The sequence below is a fragment of the Mycobacterium aquaticum genome (genome assembly GCF_002086485.1).
Lineage (GTDB): Bacteria > Actinomycetota > Actinomycetes > Mycobacteriales > Mycobacteriaceae > Mycobacterium > Mycobacterium aquaticum.
In genome coordinates this window covers 95,132-117,302 of record NZ_MVHF01000010.1, presented here as the reverse complement: position 1 = coordinate 117,302, position 22,171 = coordinate 95,132, and the positions used below count along the sequence as shown (strand labels likewise).

21 protein-coding genes and 1 pseudogene are annotated in these 22,171 nt (G+C 65.2%); 12 read left to right on the top strand and 10 right to left on the bottom strand.

The annotated features are described in order from the left end of the window. Positions 1–5: 5 nt before the first annotated feature. Entirely contained in the window at positions 6–1,229 is a 1,224-nt protein-coding gene (locus BST13_RS13085; RefSeq protein WP_083164440.1) for an NAD(P)/FAD-dependent oxidoreductase, read from the bottom strand. A 143-nt stretch (positions 1,230–1,372) separates the two neighbouring features. Here BST13_RS13085 and BST13_RS13080 point away from each other — a divergent pair, with 143 nt between their 5' ends. Continuing rightward, positions 1,373–2,398: a fused (3R)-hydroxyacyl-ACP dehydratase subunits HadA/HadB gene (locus BST13_RS13080; RefSeq protein WP_083164510.1), complete on the top strand. Its 1,026-nt coding sequence runs from the start codon at positions 1,373–1,375 to the stop codon at positions 2,396–2,398. Positions 2,399–2,402: 4 nt separating this feature from the next. On the opposite strand, the gene BST13_RS13075 is transcribed toward BST13_RS13080, so the two are convergent. Next, complete coding sequence (locus tag BST13_RS13075; protein WP_425437016.1) at positions 2,403–3,137, bottom strand: DUF1906 domain-containing protein; 735 nt, start codon at positions 3,135–3,137, stop codon at positions 2,403–2,405. A 389-nt stretch (positions 3,138–3,526) separates the two neighbouring features. On the opposite strand from BST13_RS13075, the gene BST13_RS13070 reads away from it, so the two are divergent. Genes BST13_RS13070 through BST13_RS13050 form a run of 5 tightly spaced genes read left to right on the top strand, consistent with a single transcriptional unit; the run spans position 3,527 to position 9,112 of the window. Next, positions 3,527–6,004 carry a hypothetical protein gene (locus BST13_RS13070; RefSeq protein ID WP_142282787.1) on the top strand — a complete coding sequence of 826 codons (2,478 nt, stop codon included), beginning with the start codon at positions 3,527–3,529 and terminating at the stop codon, positions 6,002–6,004. Continuing rightward, on the top strand, positions 6,001–6,942 hold the full coding sequence (locus tag BST13_RS13065) for a hypothetical protein (protein ID WP_083164434.1): 942 nt from the start codon (positions 6,001–6,003) through the stop codon (positions 6,940–6,942). Before BST13_RS13070 ends, BST13_RS13065 begins: the two co-directional genes overlap by 4 nt. Next, complete coding sequence (locus BST13_RS13060; RefSeq protein ID WP_083164432.1) at positions 6,939–7,262, top strand: hypothetical protein; 324 nt, start codon at positions 6,939–6,941, stop codon at positions 7,260–7,262. The genes BST13_RS13065 and BST13_RS13060 overlap by 4 nt, the downstream gene beginning before the upstream one ends. Positions 7,263–7,277: 15 nt before the next feature. Further along, positions 7,278–7,877, top strand: a complete 600-nt coding sequence (locus tag BST13_RS13055) for a hypothetical protein (RefSeq protein WP_083164430.1) — start codon at positions 7,278–7,280, stop codon at positions 7,875–7,877. Then, entirely contained in the window at positions 7,874–9,112 is a 1,239-nt protein-coding gene (locus tag BST13_RS13050) for a hypothetical protein (RefSeq protein ID WP_083164428.1), read from the top strand. The genes BST13_RS13055 and BST13_RS13050 overlap by 4 nt, the downstream gene beginning before the upstream one ends. Here the strand turns inward: BST13_RS13050 and BST13_RS13045 are convergent, their stop codons facing one another. Genes BST13_RS13045 through BST13_RS13035 form a run of 3 tightly spaced genes read right to left on the bottom strand, consistent with a single transcriptional unit; the run spans position 9,113 to position 11,215 of the window. Further along, positions 9,113–9,925: a class I SAM-dependent methyltransferase gene (locus tag BST13_RS13045; RefSeq protein WP_083164426.1), complete on the bottom strand. Its 813-nt coding sequence runs from the start codon at positions 9,923–9,925 to the stop codon at positions 9,113–9,115. A gap of 23 nt (positions 9,926–9,948) precedes the next feature. Beyond that, entirely contained in the window at positions 9,949–10,464 is a 516-nt protein-coding gene (locus BST13_RS13040) for a DUF302 domain-containing protein (protein ID WP_083164424.1), read from the bottom strand. Position 10,465: 1 nt separating this feature from the next. Continuing rightward, positions 10,466–11,215, bottom strand: coding sequence for a hypothetical protein (locus tag BST13_RS13035; protein ID WP_083164423.1), 750 nt, complete (start codon positions 11,213–11,215; stop codon positions 10,466–10,468). A 103-nt stretch (positions 11,216–11,318) separates the two neighbouring features. Here BST13_RS13035 and BST13_RS13030 point away from each other — a divergent pair, with 103 nt between their 5' ends. Next, on the top strand, positions 11,319–11,957 hold the full coding sequence (locus BST13_RS13030) for a TetR/AcrR family transcriptional regulator (RefSeq protein WP_083164421.1): 639 nt from the start codon (positions 11,319–11,321) through the stop codon (positions 11,955–11,957). Between the two features lie 24 nt (positions 11,958–11,981). Then, entirely contained in the window at positions 11,982–13,505 is a 1,524-nt protein-coding gene (locus BST13_RS13025) for a serine hydrolase domain-containing protein (RefSeq protein WP_170064284.1), read from the top strand. An 18-nt stretch (positions 13,506–13,523) separates the two neighbouring features. Here the strand turns inward: BST13_RS13025 and BST13_RS13020 are convergent, their stop codons facing one another. Beyond that, on the bottom strand, positions 13,524–14,078 hold the full coding sequence (locus tag BST13_RS13020) for a helix-turn-helix domain-containing protein (protein ID WP_083164419.1): 555 nt from the start codon (positions 14,076–14,078) through the stop codon (positions 13,524–13,526). Between the two features lie 65 nt (positions 14,079–14,143). Between BST13_RS13020 and BST13_RS13015 the strand changes: the two genes are divergently transcribed. Both BST13_RS13015 and BST13_RS13010 read left to right on the top strand, forming a co-directional pair. Further along, on the top strand, positions 14,144–15,076 hold the full coding sequence (locus BST13_RS13015; RefSeq protein ID WP_083164417.1) for a DMT family transporter: 933 nt from the start codon (positions 14,144–14,146) through the stop codon (positions 15,074–15,076). Between the two features lie 67 nt (positions 15,077–15,143). Next, positions 15,144–16,217: an SDR family oxidoreductase gene (locus BST13_RS13010; RefSeq protein ID WP_211296077.1), complete on the top strand. Its 1,074-nt coding sequence runs from the start codon at positions 15,144–15,146 to the stop codon at positions 16,215–16,217. 24 nt (positions 16,218–16,241) lie between these two features. Here the strand turns inward: BST13_RS13010 and BST13_RS13005 are convergent, their stop codons facing one another. Beyond that, positions 16,242–16,991 carry an SDR family oxidoreductase gene (locus tag BST13_RS13005; protein ID WP_083164415.1) on the bottom strand — a complete coding sequence of 250 codons (750 nt, stop codon included), beginning with the start codon at positions 16,989–16,991 and terminating at the stop codon, positions 16,242–16,244. 534 nt (positions 16,992–17,525) lie between these two features. Between BST13_RS13005 and BST13_RS13000 the strand changes: the two genes are divergently transcribed. Beyond that, positions 17,526–17,957, top strand: coding sequence for an FHA domain-containing protein (locus tag BST13_RS13000; protein WP_170064283.1), 432 nt, complete (start codon positions 17,526–17,528; stop codon positions 17,955–17,957). 9 nt (positions 17,958–17,966) lie between these two features. Here BST13_RS13000 and BST13_RS12995 read toward each other — a convergent pair whose 3' ends face one another. Both BST13_RS12995 and BST13_RS12990 read right to left on the bottom strand, forming a co-directional pair. Then, positions 17,967–18,449, bottom strand: coding sequence for a DUF1942 domain-containing protein (locus tag BST13_RS12995; RefSeq protein WP_158087149.1), 483 nt, complete (start codon positions 18,447–18,449; stop codon positions 17,967–17,969). Between the two features lie 97 nt (positions 18,450–18,546). Beyond that, a pseudogene (locus BST13_RS12990) lies at positions 18,547–19,127 on the bottom strand (LLM class flavin-dependent oxidoreductase). 149 nt (positions 19,128–19,276) lie between these two features. On the opposite strand from BST13_RS12990, the gene BST13_RS12985 reads away from it, so the two are divergent. After that, positions 19,277–20,710: a selenium-binding protein SBP56-related protein gene (locus BST13_RS12985; RefSeq protein WP_083164411.1), complete on the top strand. Its 1,434-nt coding sequence runs from the start codon at positions 19,277–19,279 to the stop codon at positions 20,708–20,710. A 13-nt stretch (positions 20,711–20,723) separates the two neighbouring features. On the opposite strand, the gene BST13_RS12980 is transcribed toward BST13_RS12985, so the two are convergent. Then, the gene (locus BST13_RS12980; RefSeq protein ID WP_083164409.1) at positions 20,724–21,824 is read right to left on the bottom strand and encodes a glutamate--cysteine ligase; all 1,101 of its coding nucleotides are present in this window, start codon (positions 21,822–21,824) and stop codon (positions 20,724–20,726) included. Positions 21,825–22,171: the final 347 nt, after the last annotated feature.

Below are 22,171 nucleotides of genomic sequence, written 5' to 3'. Positions count from 1 at the left end.
GTGCCCTACTCTCCGCGCGCGGGTGCCGTCTGCAGGGCCGGGGCGGCCGCCGCCAGCAGGGCAGCCCGGTCCCGATCCAGTGGCGGGTAGATGCGCTGGGTGTTGATGACGCGCTTGGTGGCCTTGGCCTGCTCACCGTCGGCCACCACCTGGCGATCCCAACCTTCGGTATAGACAGCGCCTGCCGGCCCGAGATCGAGAACCGTGACATACCAAGGGATTCGCAGCGACAGCAGCGGTTCCCCGCACAAGTCGCTGATCACGTTGTCCCCCGCGTACCGGCCCATCGGACGCGAGTGCTGACACGACATCACCGAGAGGTGTTCATCGTCCATCCGGGCCGCGGCGACATCGCCTGCGGCGAACACCCCGGGCACGCCGATGACCCGCAGATAGTCATCGACCGGCACCCGACCCAAACCGTCGCGCTCGACGCCGAGTTGCGCGGTCAACGGATTGGCCCGCATTCCCGCGCACCACACGACGGTGGCCGCAGGCAGCACCTCACCCGAGGACAGAGTGATGCCCGCCTTGTCGACGGCAGCCACCCGAACGCCCGTGACCGTCTCTACCCCGTTGTCTGCCAACGCCTTCTCGATCACCGGCCGCGCAGATTCACCCATGTTCGACCCGACATACGGGTTGCGGTCGATCAGCACCACCCGCGGCGTCACGTCGCCGCCGAAGATCGCCCTCATCACGTCCGGCAGTTCGCACGCCGTCTCGATTCCCGTCAGACCGGCCCCGACCACCACCACCGTCGCCGCCGCCGTGGGGTCCCCGGCGCAGCCGCCGAGGGTTCGGAGGTGATCCTGCAACCGCCGTGAGGCATCGTAGGTGTCCACGTCAAACCCGAACTCCGACAAGCCCGGAACATCGGGCCGGACCACCTGGCTACCCACCGCGAGCACCAACCGATCGAAGTCGTACGCGGCGCCGTCGGCGAGGGACACAGTGCGCGCCGCGACGTCGATGCTCGTCACATCACCGACGACATGCCGGACCCCGGCCGGGTCGAGCACATCGGCCAGCGGTATGCGGCACGCACTGATGTCGGCTTCGTAGTTGCGTACCCGGATGTCGTGGAACGGTCGGGAGCTGATCACCACAATCTCGACGGCGTCAGGCGACACTCCCAGCTCGTCGAGGCGCCGGGCGGCCCCCAGCGCAGCCCACAATCCGGCGAATCCGGATCCGAGGACGAGCACGCGATCGGTCACCGAATACATGATTCCAAGTGCACGCCCGAAGGGGACCGTTTTGCGGTGGGCAGCCCGCGGCGGGGACATCAGCGTGTATTGGGCCCGGTCGGCACGTTAATGTGCTGTGGTCGGCTTCAGCGAACAAGCCGATGGAAGAGTTGAGCACATTCATGACCGCAGCAGAGACGTCGGCACTCGAATCCCGGGTTGGCCACTACTACCAGGCGGACGACACGTACCGAGTCGGCCGCGAGAAGGTACGCGAGTACGCCCGCGCCGTGCAGGACTACCACCCCGCACATTGGAACGTCTCCGCGGCCGCTGAGCTGGGCTATTCCGGGCTGGTCGCACCGCTGACGTTCACCTCGACCCCGGCAATGGCGGCCAACCGTCGCATGTTCGAGTCGGTGGTCGTCGGCTACGACACCTACCTGCAGACCGAAGAGGTCTTCGAACAGCATCGCCCGATCGTCGCCGGCGACGAGTTGCAAGTCGACGTCGAGCTGACGTCGGTGCGCCGAGTCGCCGGCCGGGACCTGATCACTGTGACCAACACCTTCACCGACACGGCCGGGGAGCGCGTGCACACCCTGCACACCACGGTGGTCGGTGTCACTGCGGACGACATCAATCCAGGGACGATGGCGGCTGTGCAGAACGCGATGATGCACGACGTGGACTTCTCCGGTATCGGCGCGTCCGACGCCGACTATCAGAAGACCGTGCGGCCGCAGGGCGAGGTGCGCATCGCCCGGCCAGACGCCCGTACGCCGGGGACGCCGTCCTTCGAGGACGTGAACGTCGGTGACGAGCTGGGCGCGCACCACTATCGACTGTCCCGCGGCGACCTCGTGAACTACGCCGGCGTCGCCGGTGACGCCAACCCGATCCACTGGGACGAGGAGATCGCCAAACTCGCCGGCCTGCCCGACGTGATCGCCCACGGGATGCTGACCATGGGGTTGGGCGCCGGATTTGTCTCCGCGTGGTCGGGCGACCCAGGCGCGGTGACCCGCTACGCGGTGCGGCTGTCCCAGCCTGCGATCGTCTCGGCCAAAGAAGGGGCCGACATCGAGTTCAGCGGCCGCATCAAGTCACTGGACCCGGAGACCCGCTCGGGTGTGGTCATCGTCGCCGCGAAATCCGGCGGCCGCAAGATCTTCGGCCTGGCGACGATGGATGTGCGCTTCCGCTGAGCCGTCATCTGGCGAGGTCCCACTGGCCGAAATCAGCTGCCAGGACGTCGTTTACGTCAACGTGGACGCCGTCGATCACGAAACCCGGGTCGGATGCGGTGACGACTTCCCGCTGGAAGAGCACGGCAGCCGGTTCACGCTCGCCCCGTGACCACGCCTTCGTCTGCCACGCCCACCGATAGCCCGGGCTGCTCGAGGATCCGATCACGCCGTCGGCGATGGCCCAGCCACACTGGCGGCGCCCACCGTAGATGCCGGTGCGGCCAACGCCGAGAACCGAGTTGATGCCGCGAAACCATTGCACTGCCGTGGATTTCCATGTGGCAGCGTCGACGTCCTCGTCGACACTGAAGAAGATGGGCGCCGACGCCGGACCGCCCGCGGCGGTATGCAGGCCCACCGCAGTCTGCGCGTCAGCCACACCTCCGTCGTAGCCGCGAGTGAAGTCCGACGGTGTCGGCCACCCGGGCTTGCCGAACTGGTAGCAACTGACGATCTGCAGACCCGCCGCGCGGAGGCGGTCGGCATAGTCACGAGTGACGGGCTTGAAGTCGAACGTGGCCCCCGGCCGCAGTTGGGAGACGTAGACCAGGGCTCCGCCGAAGCCGGCGGCCTTGATCTGCTCGGGCTGGACCAGCCGGTCGGCGAAATCGACGAGCTGCAGGCCGTCGGCCGATGCTACGGGCATCCCGAGTGTCGCGGCCAGCGCACCGGGGACGGCGAGCGCCGGTGCGAGCAGCGCAGCGTGTTTGAGGACTTCGCGCCGTGAAGCAGTTTGCGTCACGCAGGCCAGCGTATCCGACCCTGGCGGTCTCGCCCCGTACGCCGAACGAAGCGGGCACGTGGGCCGACCGACAATGACCACGACATCGAGGACATCTTCGCCAGGACGACGTCGGGTCCGGCGGACCTGGCGCTCCCAACTATTTGACAAGGAAGGCAGCAGCAACGCATTACGCCGTAACTGGCTCTGCCGCCGGTGCCGGCCCAAGTGTTTTCATTCGCGACGACTTGCGCGAGACCGCCTGCGGGTGTTGGAAATTGGAGTAGTCGACTACGCATTCACACCGGTCAGGCCCCTCGCTACCTTGGCACCCAGATCAGATCCGCCGTGGGAGGAGACCACCCGTGACTACCTCATCCATGGAGAGCGAGTCCTACGCTCCCCTCTCCCCGTTCACCGAAACGTTCGACTTCGCCGAGCAGGGAGAAGCATTCCCGGCAGAGTCGGAGAATCTGGAATCACCCAGCAGCGCAAATGGTTTCGAGTTCTTCACCGAATTGGAAAGCCCGTTCCGCTCGGCCTACGACGAGGTCGTATCCGAGGGGTCGGACATCCACCGGGAAGCGTACGACGAAGTGGTCTCGAGCCTGTACGAGAGCGAGTTCTCCGAGGCCCTCTACGAGCTCGCGGCCGAAGCGTCGTCGAGCATGTCCGAACAGATCGGCGAAGCGTCCGCGAACGAGGCCGAACGCTACCTCGAGAACTACATGACACCCGTAGCGCGCGAAGCAGAGTCGTTTCTGGAGCGGTACGCCGAACAGTATGCCCAACACGACATCTCACAGATCACCGAGCAAGAGCTGGATCGACTCTTCGAGACCATCCAGCCCAGCTTCGAACACCTCACACCGGGTGTCGAGAACTTCCTCGGGGGACTCTGGAAGAAGGCAAAGGCGGTCGCCGGCGGAGCAATCAGACTGGCCAAGAAGGGAATCGCCGCAGTCGGTAAGGTCATTCCGCTCGGCTTCATTCTCAAAGGCCTGAAGAAGGTCGTCCGGCCCCTGCTGAAGCGAGTACTCGATCTCGCGCTGAGCCGGCTACCCGTATCACTGCGCCCTGCCGCCCGGAAAGTCGCGGCCAAACTGTTCGGGGTCGGCGAGACCGCCGGCGAATTCGAGAGCTACTTCGGCGGTTCCGCAGAACAGACGGAAGCCGCAGGCAACGAACTTCAAGCGCTCGCACACACCGACGTCGACTCCATCCAGCACGAAATCGACGCCAGGCTGGTCGGTGAACTCTTCGCCGAGTCCGGCGAGAGCTCCGAAGCCTGGATGCCGGGCGAGTCCGTCACCTCGGAGTCCGAAACCGACCACCGGCTGGCCGAGCTCGACGCCGCCCGTGAGCGGTTCATCAACGAGATCTCCCAGGCCACCAACGAGGCTTCCATAAACGCGGCCATGGAGAACTTCATTCCGGCCATCATCGCGGCGCTGCGCATCGGTATCTCGATCATCGGGCGCGACCGGGTCGTCGGGTTCCTGGCCAAATACCTTGCCGCGCTGGTGCGCCCCTACATCGGGCCCACGATCGCAACCCAACTGTCACAGGCCATCGTCTCGACAGGCATGAGCATGATCGGCCTCGAAGTTCCCGGCAACCAAACCCAATTGGCCGCTGAAGCCGTCGCATCGGCGGTGGAAGGCACTGTGCAGCGGCTCGCCGAACTCGAATCCGAGACGTTCGAGGACCAACGCCTGCTGGAAGCGGTGGTGCAGGAAGCATTCGCAGAAGCGGCGTCAGAATCATTTCCCACCAACGTGATCCGTGAGCAGTACCAAGAGGTCTCCACGCGTGTGCGCCATCGCGGAACGTGGATACTGCGTCCGCGCAACGGGCGTAAGCGCTACCGCTTCTACTCCCGGCCGCTCGATGTGACGGTGACACACCAACTGGCCAAGTCGGTGACCGGCTTCGGTGGAATCCACCTGGGAACCTTCCTGAAATCGCGTTACGGCGTCACCGGGCCCGTCACGTGCAAGGCCTATCTGTTCGAGGCGATGGTCGGGACAAAACTCTCCACGATCGCGCGCCTCGAGACTCACGTGCCCGGCCTGGGCCCGACCCATCCGCGGGGTTGGCGCCTGTTCATCCCGCTGACCCGGCACAATGCGACCGCACTCTTCGGCGAGCCCGGCCTCGGACGCGATGTGCCCAACCACTATCTGCATTCGCACCGCCGCATCGCAGTCCGACAGCGGTTCGTCGTGCTCGTACCCCAGCGGGCACACACCACGGCACACCCGACAAGCCCGAACGCATCGCAGCCGGTACAGCGGCGTGGTCACTCCAGCCAGGTCAACATCACGCTCGACTTCCCGACATCGACTGCGCGCCTGTGCATTCACCTCGATGAAAGCGACGCGCAGGCAGTGGCTGCCTCGATCCGCCGCGGCGAATCGGTGACGCCCGCACTGATTCTGCTCAGGCGCGTGTACGTGGCAGGGGTCAAGAGCGTTCTTTCCGGAAATGCCTCCCGCCACGTCAAGATCATCCACGAAGTGGCGTCGGAGGAACAGTTCGTCGGTGGTGCGCTCAGTGCGATCGGGGCGAAGATCCTCGAGAAGCTCGCGGACAAGGTCATCGAGTGGGTCGGTACCGCGGTCTCCGAATTTCTTCAGCGCCGCAGGCAAGAGTTCCTCACCGCGGCCGACAAGCCGGCCCAAGGCGTCACCATCGTCGTCGCCATCCGCCACGCGGGCGCGATGAAACTGCTCGATGATGCGCTGCGTGGCAAGGGTCTGGGCTCTCTCACGGCGGTGGCTCGAGCGATCCTCGGTTCCCCCGAAGTCACCGTGCGTTCGGTAGCGGGCTTCCAGTCATGATCAGCCAGCAGGAGTCCATCGTCTTTGAACTCAGAGGCGAGATCGCACACTGGCAGACGGCGATGGTCGGCCTCAGCGACCTGGAGAACTTCGCCGCTACCAGTGCTTGGCAGTCCCTGGAACGGTACGTCGGCATCGCGCTGCGCCGCCATCTGACCAGTCTCATCGGGGCCACCCAGCTCGAACTAGACGCCCTCCAAACCGATCTGCGCGCAGCTTCCGCAGTGGACGACCTGCGTCGCTGCCACGGCCGAGTCACCCGCTTCCGTCGTCGCTTTCTGCAACTCGAGACGGTACTGAGCTTCTACGGCAACGCCGTCCGCTCCAGGACGAGCACCGCACTCGGAGAACTCCTGCGCGCCTTCGACTTTCTCGCCGCGGAAAGCATGAGGGCCGCATTGCGCCCGCTGCGCCTCGAAACACCGCCTGTTCTCGTATATCTCGACAACGGGCTGGGTGCGTCGATTCTGCGGGCGGGCTGGCGGGCATGGGAAGGCGGATCACCGTCGCCGGCCGCGGCGATCAAACTCACGCGGTTCAACATGATGCGACCGACGTCGATGCTGCACGAAGCAGGCCACCAGGTGGCACACCTGACCGGATGGAACGACGAGCTGACCGCCGCTCTGCGGCGGGGCATCGCCGATCCGATAGTGGCCGAGATGTGGTCAGGCTGGGCGACTGAACTCGGACCAGACCTCCTTGCGTTCGCGCACAGCGGGTTCGGTGCGGTGGCTGCGCTGCACGACGTGGTCAACGACGTCCAGCGGGTGTTTGCGTTGCCGCTCGGTGATCCGCATCCGATCGCCTACCTGCGGGTGCTGGTGGGTGTCGAGATGTGCAAGCGCTTCTATGGCACGGGCCCCTGGGACACCCTCGCACAGGCTTGGCAGGTCGCCTACCCGCTCTCGGCGGCACCTGCCGCGGTTCGGCGTTGATCGAACGCAGCATCGAGTCGCTTCCGCGGATCGTCGAGATCGGCCTGCGAACACCGATGCGGGCCTTCGCCGGTAAGGCACTGTGCGATGTCGTCGACCCGGGCCGGGTATCACCGGCCGCACTGGCGGACCTTGAGCGCACAGCCGGAACCGCGCTGACCGTATCGAGTCACTACCTGCAGTCCGAGGGACTGCGTCTATTGGCGCTCGCGTCCTACAACGTGGCAGCCAAACCGGAGAGTGCCGCCGCGACGGCGCGCGATTTCGAGATCTGGATGCGCCGGCTGGGAACCCTCACCGACGCGGCACAAGTAGCGTGAAAGGGATTGAGAGCCATGCCAACAACAACGTCAGAGTCCGCACGCGGCGCCAGCGGCGGACAACCTTCTGCCGGTAACGGCCACCAGACCGGCTCCGACATCGAGGTCCTCTCGGCTGTGTTCAAGGAATTCGGAAACCAGCTGAGAGCGGGCAACCAGACGCTACTGGATCAGCTGATAGATGCCCTCGACACCCGGTTCGTCCCGCCCGGCGCCGACTACACCGCCGAGGAACGGCAGATCGTCAACAGTTATGCGGCACTGCGACAACAGCTCGCAGGTCCCGATGACGACGATGTGATCGGCCCCGGGCGGCTGGTCTCGTTGCACGTCTACGAGTGCGAGATGCAACTGGTGGCTGTTTTCGTGCTCCAGTTCGCGGCTGCCGCAGACGATGTCGCTTTCAGCACCGGCGTCGACGGCGGTGTGATCAATGTGGTACCCACGCCCTTGACAGTCCGGTGCGCCGGCTCAACCAGCGGGCGTCAGTGGTACCAGGCAGTGATACCGGACGGCGCGACGACCGGACCCGTCACCGTTCGCACTACCGCTGACGAGTACTTCACCACCACGTCCGATGTGCACATTCCCACCACAAGAGGAGCAGTCCGATGATGCTCGAACTGGCCAGTTGGTTTGCCGACCTGGAACGTGCCAGTGGCACAACGGATGTCATTGAGCAGGCCACCAAGGCGGCCAACGATGTCTTCGCTCTGCACCCAGAGGAGATCCTCCGCTTTCTCGAGGAATCATGGGCGTACGGAAGTCAATCGCTGCCGGGCTTCCGGTTGCCGCCGGCTCTGCTCTACGGCCAGGCGCCCGGCTTCGAATCCGGGCTTCACAAACGGTTGAACGCCGTCAACGGCACCATTTACGGCACTCTGCCCACCTGGGGCTCGGCTCCGCCGGACGACTCAGGAACGGGAGCGCGCTGGGACCACCTCATTTACGCGTATCTCATCGAGAACACGCGTCTGCTCCCGATTTTCTTCCGGGTGGTTACCGAGTTCCTACACGGCGAGCGGCTCGAAGTACCGTCGCCGACCACACAGCAGTGGCTGAGAACCACCGAGGCACTGTTCATGCGCGACCTGCCGTCCCGGTCCATCGGGGCGATCACCAGTTCGGTCCGGCCCGACCTCGAGGCCACCCGGCGAAACGCCTACTACCGCCTGTTCGGTGTCGACCTCAACCACGGCGCCAACAACGGAGCCCCGTACAGCTATGTGCGGGCCCAAGCCGCCAACACCGGCCTCATCCGAACCTTCGAGGATTTCCTTCGCGAGGTGTGGACGGCATCGGAGAACTACCGAAATACCAGTGGCATCAACAGCAAAGACGACGCCGCCATCGCCACGCATGCCCGGGACATGCAGGACATGCTGACCACACGACGTCGCTTCGGCAACCTGGCGCGGGAAGAATTCGTCATCGTCAGCATGCTCTCCTGGTTCGACCTGACTCTCGAATCGAACAACTCCGTCGTCGTCGACCTCAAAGCCACCGCCGCCAGCCCCGAGGAACGGCTACGGAAGATCGGTGAGCGCGTCGGACTCGCACCGCACGCGCAGTCAGAGAGCTTCTTCCGGCTCGCGCCCCGAATGTCACCGCTGTTCCGGCACATCGAGGAGGGCGTCTACAACTCGATCAGCGCAGTCAGCGCGCTCTACGCCAACCCGACCTCAGGTCCGCCGAACCAACTCCGGCGCGACATGCTCGACATCATCAACCAGTGGTCGATCGCGACCGGGCGCGATATGAAGGCCAAGCGCACCACCCCGACGCCGCGAACCGCTCCCGTCAATGGGCGGGCTCTGTTGGCAGTCGGAAATGGTTCTGCCGCAAGGTGACTAGCTGGCCGCCCGCGCCAGCCCCTGCACGGCCCGCAGCCTGCCGTCGGCAAGCCCGGCGGTGAGGTTGTGGGCCTTGCGCTCGAAGTCGGGGACGAAGGTGTGCAGCCCGAGCGGTCTGACGGGCTGCGACAGCACCATCTGCATCAAGGCGCCGGCCTGATCGGTGAGATCGTTCCACTGCTCGACGGCGAACCCGGCTGACGCGACCGCACTTCGTAATTCGTCGGGTGTAGCCAAGAAGCTGACGCCGGGTTGATCGGCCCACGGCAAGGGAAAGTCCGGCTCCTCGCCCTCGCCACGCGTGATGTCCCACAGCGCCAGGACTCCCCCGTCTTGCAACACCCGGCGGGCTTCCCGGTACAAGGCCGCCTTGTCGGCGACGTTCATCTGGACGTGCTGGCTCACCACGGCCTGAAACGCGCCGTCGGCGAAGGGCAATGCGGTGACGTCCGCCGTGCGGACGGTGATTCGGTCCTCCAGTCCCACAAGATGATTGAGCCAGCGAGCGGTATCGCAGTACTCCTCGGTCAGGTCGACCGCAGTCACCGCGCACCCGTACCGGTCTGCGAGGTAGCGGGCAGTGCCTCCTACCCCGCTGCCCGCATCGAGTACGGCGGTATGGCCGGTGATCCCGGCGAGATCGATCAATTGGCCGGTGGCGATGCGGCCCATGGTGTGGAAATCCTCGAGTATTCCCAGGTCCGCGGGTTGGAGCTTTCCGAGGTCCAACCCTGCGCCGGTCAGGGCCCGCTCGATGTTGCTGCGGGAGAGGCCGGTCGCGTACTGGTCGTCGATCCGGGTGGTCGTCATGGCGGGGCCTTTCCGTCAGGCAATCAGATGTGGACGAGTTCGACGGGAACCGGCAGGCCGAGCATCCGTAGCAGCGCTGCGAGTTTGTCGTCGAGCTGTGCTCCGACCTGCGCGATGCGCACGTCACGGAAGCTGTCGAACTTGCTCGACGGCTGATCGATGCTGAGATGCACGGCGCCCTCGGTGTCCTCATAGATCTCGACGCGTAGCGGTGCGTACAGCATGACACCGGGATGGTGGCGATACATGGTTTCGACGATGACGTTGTTGCCCATCATGTAGGTGATCGCGCGGGTCGTATGTCCCGCCAGCCTCATCATCGGGGTCGGGTCGAGCGTCCAGAAGGTGGCGAACGAGTGCGGTGCGTGCTCGGCAGTGTAGCGCCGTACCCGCGCCAGGTCACCCGATTGGATCTGCTTGGTCAGTTCTTCGAAATCCATTGCCGGTACCAATGATTCGAATCTGCTCCGCAGATCGTCGAACGAGGTGTCCGAATTGATCACAAAGCGGTTGACGAGGTGAGTGATGGTCTCGGGCATGTCAAGCTCCGAAGGGCGTCGGGACGGATGTGGGCGCGCTGCGCACCGCGATCTTGCGCAACGACAGCACGTGCAGTGCCGCGGCGAGCGGTACCACGGTGGTCGGGATCAGGGCCAGCGGCAGCAACGCGAGCTGCTCGGTGGTCGGGTACAGCGACAGCACATGCGCGATGCCGGGAGCGGCGGCGACACCGATCGTGGTCGCGACGATCAGGTCCGCCAGGCCCAGAATGTTGAACCACGTTGCCCGGTGGCCGACGACACCACGCCGAATGCTGCGCGCCACGTAGACCGCGCCGATTCCGGTGGCGATATCGCCCAGCCCGGCAGGTAGCGCGAACGCCGCCGGTAACGTGCCGAGAGCCATCGCCATGACGAAGACCACGCCTTCGACCCGAAAGTACTGCGGTACCGTCAGCCGCCACAGCGCGTGCGGTTCGGCCAGGATGCCCGACACCACCGGGACACGGGTGGCCAGCAGCACCGCCGCGAGCGCAGAGAACATCGCCACGGGAAGCCACGGCTGTGCCTTGTTCGGCGCGAACCGATATACGTCGGCGTGCGCGAGAATCGCGCTGGCGAAAACCCAAATCGCCCAGGACGCCCCTGCAATGAGAGCAACCACGGCGGCGATGCGAGGACCATGGCCGGTGCCACGCGCGCCATGCCACAGCATCGCGCAGATCGTTGCGGTGGTGCCGATCAACCCGGCCAGCACGATCACCGAGACATAGATCGGAAGTGTGCTCATGACGCCTCCAGGCGATGTGGGCCGAACACTGGGTACGTTTCCGTACATCGTGTTCAATTGAAGTGACGCCCCCGGTATTCCGTCAACGACCAGTGGAGGCCAGATGTCCAGTACCGAACACGGACGCCAAACTGTGCGGAAAACCACGGGTTCCGGCGCGGCCATCGGCGACCGGCGCGTCAGGCGCACCCGCAAGCTGTTGCACGACGCGTTCTTGGAACTCGTCCTCGAAAAGGGCTACGAGAAAACCACAATCCAGGACATCCTCGACCGGGCCGATGTCGGCCGCTCGACCTTCTACGGGCATTTCCGGGACAAGGAGGCGCTGCTGACGGCGAGTTTCGACGGTATGCGCGATCAGCTTGAGCACGAACTCGCAGGCATCGACGCCACCGGGCCCGTCGACGTCACGCTGCCCGCCGCATTGCTCTACGAACACGCCTACCGAAACCAGCGGGTGTATCGGGCCCTGTGCGGGCATCAGGGCGGTGCCGTGGTTCAGCGCTACCTGCGCAGGCTTATCGGCGATCTCTTGCGAAAGCACGTGCAGCCCAATGCCACTCATGCTGACATACCCAATGACGTGGCAGCCGAGTTCTACACCTCCGCCACCCTGGGTCTGATGGTGTGGTGGATCGACCACGATTTCTGCAACGGCCCGGCCTGGTTGACGGCGGCATACCGAGCGCTGGCAACGCCTGATCAAGCAGGACCCGTCAGACGCCGTCCGCGTCACGGCTGAACGCCGTCGGCTACCGTTGGTCCGGTGTCAAGATCGCGCGTCGCACCGCTCCACGCGATCGCAGTTCTCTTACTCGCGGTCGGCGCGGCGCCGTCGTGTGGGCAGGCGCCGTCACCGCCTCCGGCGGATACCACCACCACATCGACAATCTCTGCCCCGATCACGACGACAACCACGGCCCCCGCGCCCCCGGTCGTTCCCGAGGGAGATTTCAGCGCCGTCGCCCAGCTGGTCGACGATTCGATTGCGGCACACCGACTGCCCGGCGCCGTGGTTCAGATCGGGCACGCCGGTAACGTCATATTCCGTCAGGCGTTCGGCTCACGCAAGCTACCGGACGAACCCGGCCTCGACGGGGCACCCGCACCGGCCGAGACGATGACCGAGGACACGATCTTCGACCTGGCGTCGTTGACGAAGAGCCTCGCGACCACCGTCGCGGTCCTGCAGCTCTACGAACAGGGCCGCATCCAGATCGACGACCCGGTCCAGAAGTACCTACCCGAGTTCAACCCGGCGAATGACCCGCGACGCGCGCAGGTGACGCTGCGCATGCTGCTGACGCACACCTCGGGCATCGCGGGAGACTTGAGCCTGGACGGGCCTTGGGGACTGGACCGCGCAGACAAGGCCCAGGGCATTCGTCGTGCACTCGCCGCATGGGTGGTGTTCGACCCAGGAACGCTCTTCCACTACTCCGACATCAACTTCATCATCCTCGGCACGCTGGTCGAGAAGATCACCGGCGAAACACTGGATACGTACGTGCCGCGCAACGTCTTTGCTCCGCTGGGCCTGGCCGACACCCGCTACCTGTCCGCGGACAAGGCGTGCGGACCGCACCAGATTCGCGGTACCGCAATCGTTTTCGACAAGAATGCCGACCCGGTAGCGGCATGCCCGGAAGGCACCTGGAGTACTGCGCTCCTGGCCCGGGTCGCACCGACCGCCCACGACGGGGATACCCCGGGCCTCAACCCCGACTTCGACCAGCTGCTGCGCGGCACCGTGCACGACCCGACGGCCCGCCGCATGGGTGGCGTGAGCGGCAGCGCCGGGGTGTTCTCGACGGTGCAAGATGTCGGCAGGTATGCGCAGGCCCTACTCGACCGGCTCGCCGGACGTCCCAGCCCGTTCCCGCTGAAGCGGGCCACGCTGCAGGCGATGACGACGCCACAGCAACCCGGACACACCCCCGAGCAGCTGCAAGCCGCCAACGCCGCAACCCGACGAGCGGTCGAAAACACGCCCAACACAACAGATCCCCTGCTCGCGCCGAACTATCCGGCGATCGCCGGCCAGGACCTCCGTGGCTTCGGCTGGGATATCGACACCGAGCAGTCCCGCCCGCGCGGAATGCTCTTCCCGATCGGCAGCTTCGGCCACACCGGGTTCACCGGGGTGTCGCTGTGGATAGACCCCGGATCGGACACCTACGTGATCGTCTTGGCGAACGTGATCCACCAGCGGGGCGGCCCGCCGATCGTGAAGCTCAGCGGCGACATCGCCACCACGACTGCGCGCATCCTGCATCTGTACGGTACGTAGCCACGTCGATGGCCGCAGTCATGACAAGACGACGCGGACGAACCTGGTCACCCCGGACCCGGCGTTGACGTAGGCATACTGCTGCGCGCTGCTGTAAACCGCGTGATCACCCAATTCGAGTGTCACATCACCGTTTTCGCTTTCAATCCGTAACCTCCCGGCGATGACCAACACCATCTCGTGCCATCCGGCAGGATCAGGGTTGGCGTCGTACCGGTCATCCGCGCCGAGGCTCCAAACCCAGAGTTGTCCCTCATGGTGCGCCGCCGCACTGCCGAGAAGTACCGCACGGCTGTCGTCGCTGTTGCCTCTCCACAACAGGGCGTCGATGCGCTCAGGGGTGGCGGCGGGCGCGAGGACCAGGTCGACGAACGTCGCCCCGAGGGCGTCGGCAATGGTATCCAGTGACGAGAGACTGACGTTTGCTGAGCCTGCCTCCAAGTTCACGATGGTTCGCCGGCTGAGGCCAGCGGCGGTGGCCAGCTCCGACTGGCTCAGCCCCGATGCCGCACGCAGTCGCCGCACGTTCGCGCCGACGGATGCCAAGACGTCGGGCCCCTCACCACCAGTCATCGCTGCCACTCTAACCGATGTGCATTATTTTGCGCATCGGCCATCGCGGCTCTACAGTGTGCAGAATGTTGCACACCGCGATCCGCGATCGGTTGCCGTCGGGTCCCGAGCTGGCCCTGATCGGTATCACGGCCATCTGGGGCTCGACGTTCCCGATCGTGCACGAGGCGATGAACCACAGCGGGCCGGCGTTCTTCGTGGGCCTACGGTTTGTGATCGCCGGCGTGCTCGCCGCCGCCGTGTTCTACAAGACCCTTCGAGGCATCAGCATCGCCGAGATCGGGGCCGGTGTGGCGATCGGTGCGGCCATCGCGTTCGGCTACGGCCTACAGACCTATGGCCTGCAGACCATCAGCTCGAGCGTCTCCGCGTTCATCACCGCGCTCTATGTGCCGCTGGTGCCGCTGCTGCAGTGGGTGGTGATGCGTCGCCGCCCTGATCGCGGGGCACTGGTCGGCGTGGTGCTCGCCTTCATCGGCCTGGTTCTGCTGGCCGGTCCGAACGCCGCGGGCGTCAGCCTCGGCTCCGGCGAGCTGGCGACGCTTCTTGGTGCGTTGGCCATGGCCGCCGAGATCCTCCTCATCAGCGTTTTTGCCGGCAAGGTCGATCTCGGCAGGATCACCGTCGTCCAGTTGCTGGCCGCTGGGGCGTTCGCTTTCCTCACCATGCCCGTGACGGGCGAGACCGTTCCGGCGTTTTCGTGGTGGTGGTTCGGGGCCGCCGTCGGGATGGGCGTCTCCAGTTGTTTGATCCAGGCGACCATGAACTGGGCTCAGCGCTCGGTTTCGCCGACCCGCGCCACCATCATCTACGCGGGCGAGCCCGTCTGGGGCGGCATCTTCGGGCGGATCGCCGGAGACCGCCTACCCGGACTCGCGATCCTCGGTGCCGTGTTCATCGTCGTGGGGGTCATCGTCAGCGAACTGAAGCCACGTTCGCGCCGCGAAGAAGCCGTCGATACCGAGGAAATCGACTGCGCCACGGTGACTCGGGCGTAGTCCAAATGAGCTGATCTGATGTCCGTACCGGCCTCGACGCCGTCGCGACGACAGGTAAGGATGAGCCATGACCACGATCGACCCGACCGCACCCGTGCTCGTCACGGGCGCCAGCGGCTACATCGGCAGCTGGATCGTCCGACGCCTCCTCGAAGGCGGCCATACCGTGCACGGCACGGTGCGCAATCCGGACAAGGCAACCGGACTGGAACATCTGCACAAGCTCTCCGCCGACTTCCCGGACCGCCTCCGGCTCTTCAAGGCAGACCTCCTCGACCCCGGCAGCTTCGACGAGGCCATGGTCGGGTGTGAACTCGTCATGCACACCGCATCGCCATTCATCCTCTCGGGGTTCACCGACCCGCAGGAGGCACTCGTGCGGCCTGCGCTGGAAGGCACCCGCAACGTGCTGGACTCTGTCAACCGCACACCGAGCGTCAAGCGCGTGGTGCTGACCAGCAGCGTGGTCGCGATCTACGGCGATGCCCGCGAATCACGGGACGTCCCCGGCGGCGTCTTCACCGACGAGCACTGGAACACCACCAGTAGCGTTGACCACCAACCGTATTCGTATTCCAAGACGGTGGCCGAGCAGGAGGCCTGGCGGTACCAGAAGGCGCAGGACCGATGGGACATGGTCACCATCCATCCGGGCCTGGTGCTCGGGCCTTCCCTGACCAGTGCCAGCGACTCGGCCAGCCTGAGCACCATGAAGCAGTTCATCGACGGCACGCTGCTGACCGGGGCTCCGGCGTTGACCATGGGTGTGGTCGATGTCCGCGATGTCGCCGACGCGCACGTGCTCGCCGGCTTCACCCCCGAGGCCCACGGCCGCTACATCGTCAACGCCGACTCACTGACCTTGCTGCAGATCGGCAAGATCCTGCGCCGCGGGTACGGTCCGTTCTATCCGTTCCCGAGGACCACCGCGCCCAAGGCCGTCGTGAAACTCGTCGCGCCCCTTGCCGGGCTGACGCGAAAGTACGTCGACACCAACGTCGGTTACCCGTTGGCCTTCGACAACAGCCGCAGCCGCGACGAACTCGGGCTGACGTATCGGGCCGCCGAACAGACCATCACCGACCACTTCCAGCAGATGCTCGACGATGGCATCGCTCCGCGCCGGCCCGGCGGGCGGTGATCCTCTCACGGGGCGAACGACGGATCAGCCGAAGGGAATTGAGGCGATCATCGCACCTTCTCTGGTCACCAAGCTGTCCTTGGCCAGCGTCGTCCCGAAGTAGGTCGCCTGTCGATCGACCACCACCCGCTGATCGTCGTGGTGCAGCGCCAGCACCTCCCGCGCCAGCCGGGCGAACGAGATCTTCTCGGGCCCACCGATGTTGATCACGCGGTTGCGCGGTGGCGATATCGCGACCTCGGCCAAGAAGGCCGCCACCTCGTCGGCCGCGATCGGTTGGATCAGCGCATCCGGCACCCGGACGTCGTGCTCGTCCTCCTCGTCCGCGTCGGTCTCGACAACCAGCGACTCGACGATCGTGTCCGCGAACTCACGGAACTGGGTCGCACGCACGATCGTGTACGGCAGCCCCGACGACGCGATGATCTGCTCCTGGGCGACCTTGGCCCGCATGTAGCCGCTGTCCGGTAATTCGTCGGCGCCCACGATCGACAGTGCGACGTAGTGGCCCAATCCGGCCGCCCGTGCCGCGGCCACCAGATTGGTGGTCGACCTGACGAAGAAATCCATCACTTCCTCGTCGTCGAACGACGGCGAGTTGGTGACGTCGACCAGGCAGTCAGCGCCCGCGAGTGCCTTGGGCAGGCCCAGGCCGCTGAGCACGTCGACACCGGACCGCCGGGACGCTGAGACCACGTCCTCACCCTCGCGGGTCAACAGCTCGACCAGCAGGCTCCCGACGAGGCCACTGGCCCCCATAACTGTGACCTTCACTGTGCGAACACCTTTCGTCGTGACCCGACCTGGGAGTCGGAGACCCAGACTACGTCGCGCAGTGGCCCGCGGGTTGCGAAAACAGGAACCGGTAGATCGTGGTGGGCCGCCCGGCATGGAAGCTGCGCGATCAGCGGACCCCTCACACTTCCCCGCCCCTAGCTCAGACGATCTCGCCCGGTGAGCGACCGGCCGAACTAGGATCACATGCAAAGAGTGCACCGCTGAAGGTGGTGTTACTCGTTGTGCCCACAGACCGACAGTGGTATTGCTGAGTGATGCGGTGCCCGACGTGCGGGGCTCCGATCACCATCATCGCCGCCGCTACTCTCGATGAACTCGACAGAAGCGAATGCAGCTCCTGCCCATGGTCGATCTATGTCGACGGCTCCGTACAGAGCAGACGTTACGTGCCGTCCGTTGCGGACTCAAAAACCAAGTACCCCACCGTAAACCAGGAATCACCACCCTGCAGATCGGAATAGCGGCACTCTTGGTCAACGAGACCGCACATGTGGCCGAAGAGGACTACCCGTGAGCACAACACAGAACCACCCGACGTCCGAATACCGGATCGAGGACACCACCGGATTCCTCACCCCACCCCGCGAGACCATCGAGGTCGCGGCAACCGCCCTTGAACATCTCGACACGCTGCCACCCGGCGCCGCCATGCTGGTGGTCAAACGCGGCCCCAATATCGGACTACGGTTCGTATTGCATCAGCCCATCACCACTGCCGGGCGTCATCCCCGCAGCGACATCTATCTCGACGACATCACCGTCAGCCGGCTGCACGCCGAATTCCACTGCGACGAGGGAGAGTTCCAGATCATCGACACCAACAGCCTCAACGGCACCTACGTCAACCGACAACCGGTGGACTGCGCGACCCTGACCGATGGCGACGAAATTCAGATCGGCAACTTCCGGCTGCTGTTCTTCACCAGCACGGCAACCAGCTGATCACGACGATCACTGGCTCGCCCAGACCATCCGGTCCTGTGCCCCATCGTTGTAGGCCACGACCGTCGGAGCGGAGCCGGTCACGTCGAAATAGATGTGCCCGGTGGTGCGCTGGCCTTCACTCATCGGCGACACATCAAGGTCGGGTGCCAGTGCCTGGTCGAGCACCCGATAGGTTTGGCCGTCTGCGGTGCGCGCGTTGAATGACCGCATCGCCGGGACAACCGACCCGCGGACGGCAGCAACGGTGGTGGTGGCGGACCAAAGCCGGCCCGCCAATGGGACACCGGTAGTTCCCGGCACATTCAACGTCGTGCTGTTGGTTGGCTGGAGGTCCGTGACGGTGTAGGCGACCACCGACCCGGTCGATTCGACCAGCTGCTGCTCGCTACCTATGGGATTGGCCGAGGACGTTGCCGGCGTGACCATCCCGAGCGCCACCACGACCGCGACTGCGCCTGTCGTCGCGGCAGCGGTACTCAAACCACTCATAGCCGCCTTCTCCTCCCTCGTCGCACGAACCCCGTCGTCTGACGTGTTTGCCGGTTTCGCCAGGTTTAAACACCGCGATCGGTGCCCGGGCTCACCTCTAGACCAGCTGCGGCAATACGTCGCGCTGCCAGGCGGCAAAGACGCCGTCCATGTCGGGACCGACCTGCTGTACGTACACTTCGTCGGCGCCGGCATCCAGGTAGCGCCGGACCTGTGCAGCGTGATCGTCGGCATTGTCACCGCACGTCACGGCGTCTGCGACCTTTTCAGCAGGCACCAAGGTCATCGCGTCAGCGAAATCCTGTGGGGTCGGGAGGGTTTGCGCCAAACGTCCCGGCAACTGCTCGTTGGCCCACAGCCGGTGGGCGACCTTGAGAGCGGTCTCGGGGTCGCGATCCCAGCTGACCTTCGTGCCGGCGCGGCCTGGGCGATGATCGCCGGGTGTATGCGGATGGTGGGGCAGGTCACGGCAGTCGACACCGGCAGCGAGGTCACCTGCGACAGTGCGCCGATCACGCCCCAGACGAACGGACTCCGGCCCTGTTCGTCGTTCCAGGGATGGAAATGATCCGAGATCCACAGCGCCTCGAAACCAGCTGCCTCGGCACGTTTGGCTTGATCGATCAGCTGCGCAGGGCCGAACTGTTCACAAGATAAGAAGTATCCCATTTTTCCCATGTCCTCGGACTACCCACACCTCGTGGGGCTACGCACCCACGGGGATGGACAGCCCCGCATTCGCGGCGAATGATCAACGGAGACCCGACTGTCACAAGGCATTCGAGTGTTCTCGGATGCATGGGTCACCACCCTCCCGAGGAGGAATCATGGCTACGACAGATCCCACCTTTTACCGCAGTCCCGGCGTCGCGGTGGCGGCTGCGCCCGAGCAGTTGGCGTATGTTGTCGCATTCGACCCGGCAGGTCAGGCGAAGGACGCGCTAGCGGTGGTGGATTGCGATCCACAATCGTCGACGTACGGCGGCGTGGTCGGCTGGGCGGAGTTGCCGACGGCGGGCAACGAGCTGCACCACTTCGGGTGGAACGCATGCTCGAGTGCCCTGTGCCACGACGGGCATGGTGATCACCATGCCGGCGATCACGAGGCGTCGCTCGAGCGGCGCTATCTGCTCGTCCCCGGGATTCGCTCGTCGACCACCTATGTCCTCGACACCAAGCCGGATCCCCGCCGGCCGGTGGTGACGCGGACGATCGAGGCCAGTGAGCTGGCAGCCAAAGCCGGATACTCGCGCCCGCACACGGTGCACTGTGGCCCGGGCGGTATTTTCATGTCGGCGTTGGGTGGAGCGAACGGCGACGACGGTCCCGGCGGCATCGCGCTGATCGACCACGACACCTTCGAGGTGATCGGGCAGTGGGAACTGGACCGCGGATCGCAGTCGCTGGCGTACGACGTCTGGTGGCACCTGCAGTACGACACGCTGGTGACGTCTGAGTGGGGGCCGATATCGATCATCGAGAACGGGCTCAACCCCGAAGACCTGCTCGGCCGCAAATTCGGGCACCACGTGAACTTCTGGAGCATGTCCGAGCGGAAACTGACTCAGCGCGTCGACCTCGGTGACGAGCACCAGATGGTGCTCGAGCTGCGTCCGGCCCACGACCCGTCCAAGGCGTTCGGCTTCGTCGGAGTGGTGATCAGCGTGGAGGATCTGTCGGCCTCGGTGTGGCTGTGGCACCAGGACGGTGATCGGTGGTCGGTCGACAAGGTGATCACCATCCCCGCTGAACCCGCCGATCCCGACGACCTACCGCCGGCGCTGAAACCGTTCGGTGCGGCGCCGCCGCTCGTCAGCGATATCGATCTGTCGGTCGATGATCACTGGCTGTACGTATCTTGCTTTGGCACAGGTGAACTCAAGCAGTACGACGTCAGCGACCCGTTCCATCCCAGGGAGACGGCATCGGTACGGCTCGGCGGGGTGGTGCGGCACGAGCCGCACCCGGCCGCACCGGATCTGCGGCTCAGCGGCGGACCGCAGATGGTGGAGATCAGCCGCGACGGCCGTCGGGTCTATGTCACGAACTCGCTCTACGGAGCCTGGGATGGCATCTTCTACCCCGAGGGCGTCGGGGCGTGGATGGCCAAACTCGACGCCGACGTCTCTACCGGCGGTCTGGTCGCCGATACCGCGTTCTTTCCGCACGGCGACGAATTCCGCGGCCACAGGATCCACCAGACCCGGCTCCAAGGCGGCGACGCGTCGAGCGACTCGTATTGCTTCACCGACTCCCCGTGAGGGCGTCGGCTGCTCATTCGAACGTTGTTGTCGCTGATGCCAATTCGGCTATGACGTCGTCGACCTGTTCCCGACGGCGCCACACGCGGCGCTGCCGCATCGCACCATTGCCCACCTGCGCGATTCGCGCCAACTCGTCGCGAACCATGTCGTAGTCACCCAGCTCTTCGAGAGCCGGCCGCACATGTTCGATCAGCCCCGCTACCAGCAGCCGCGTCGATGCCAATGAATAACCGGCCATCAGATCGATCGCCTGGCCGCCGAGCCCATCGTGCGCCGCTCTCCAGTGAGCGGCGCGTAAGGCCCAATCCGTGGGCCGCAGGGCACGATCCCCATCATCCCGGGCCTGCAGCGCCGTCATCACACAGGCCCGGATGAGCGTAGCCAGCAACACGGTCTCGGCCACCGTGGCGGGCACGTCGGCCACCCGCACCTCGATGGTTGGAAACCGGGCCGACGGCCGCACATCCCAATAGACCATGCCGTAGTCGAGCGCGGCGCCCGACTCGAGCAGAGCATGGACCGCGGCGTCGTACTGCTCGACCGACTCGAAGTATGGCGGCGGTCCAGAGCTCGGCCAGCGGGCCCACAGCATGCTGCGGAAACTCGCGTACCCGGTGTCGGTGTTGCGGTAGATCGCCGAGTTCGCGGCCAGGGCCAGCAATAGGTGCAGCATGGGTCGGATTCGGTTACTGACGTCGATGGCGGCCGCGCGGCTGGGCACCGCGACGTGCACATGGCAGCCGCAGATGCCCTGCTCGTGAGCGATGATGCCGAACCGATCGGCAATCCGGCGGTAGCGCGGGGTGCTGGTGACCGGGAACGCGTGCGGCACCGTCGGTGGCAGCGCGACGGCCAACAGCCGCGTGTGATGAGCCTCCGCCGCCTCGGCTGCAATGCGCCGCAGCCGGCTGAGCTCGGCACGCAACTCAGCGCTGCTATTGACCACGTCGGTCGTGGTCTCGACCTGACAGCTGGTGAGTTCGAGCTGCAACTCGACACCATGTTTGGCCGCATAGTGAGCGACTGCTTTATTGCGGGCAGCAGGGTAGCCGTGTCGCCCATCCACGAGGAGAAACTCCTCTTCCACGCCGAACGTGGGATGACTGCTCATGGCTGGGGATTGCCCGGCGCGCGTCACATCAAACGTCGAGCCGCTATACCGCCGATCCCATGTTGCGCAAGGGTTTCCGATACCCGGGCGTACTACGGTGACCGGCTACGAGCCCTGTCGCAGCTCCGCCTCTGCCCGGTACCAATTCTCCTCATCTGTCCCACGTACTTCCGAACGTGAGATGTGGTACGCGCGTTCGGCAATCATCTCGTGGGTCAAGCTTGGCAATTTGGCCTTCGCCGTCGCCCTGCCGGCGGGCGGCTTCTTCGTCCTCGCCGGCTTGTTCTCCTGCGCCACAGTCCTCTTCGAAGGTGCGCGACGGGCGGCGGGCTTCGCTGTCCCCGCGC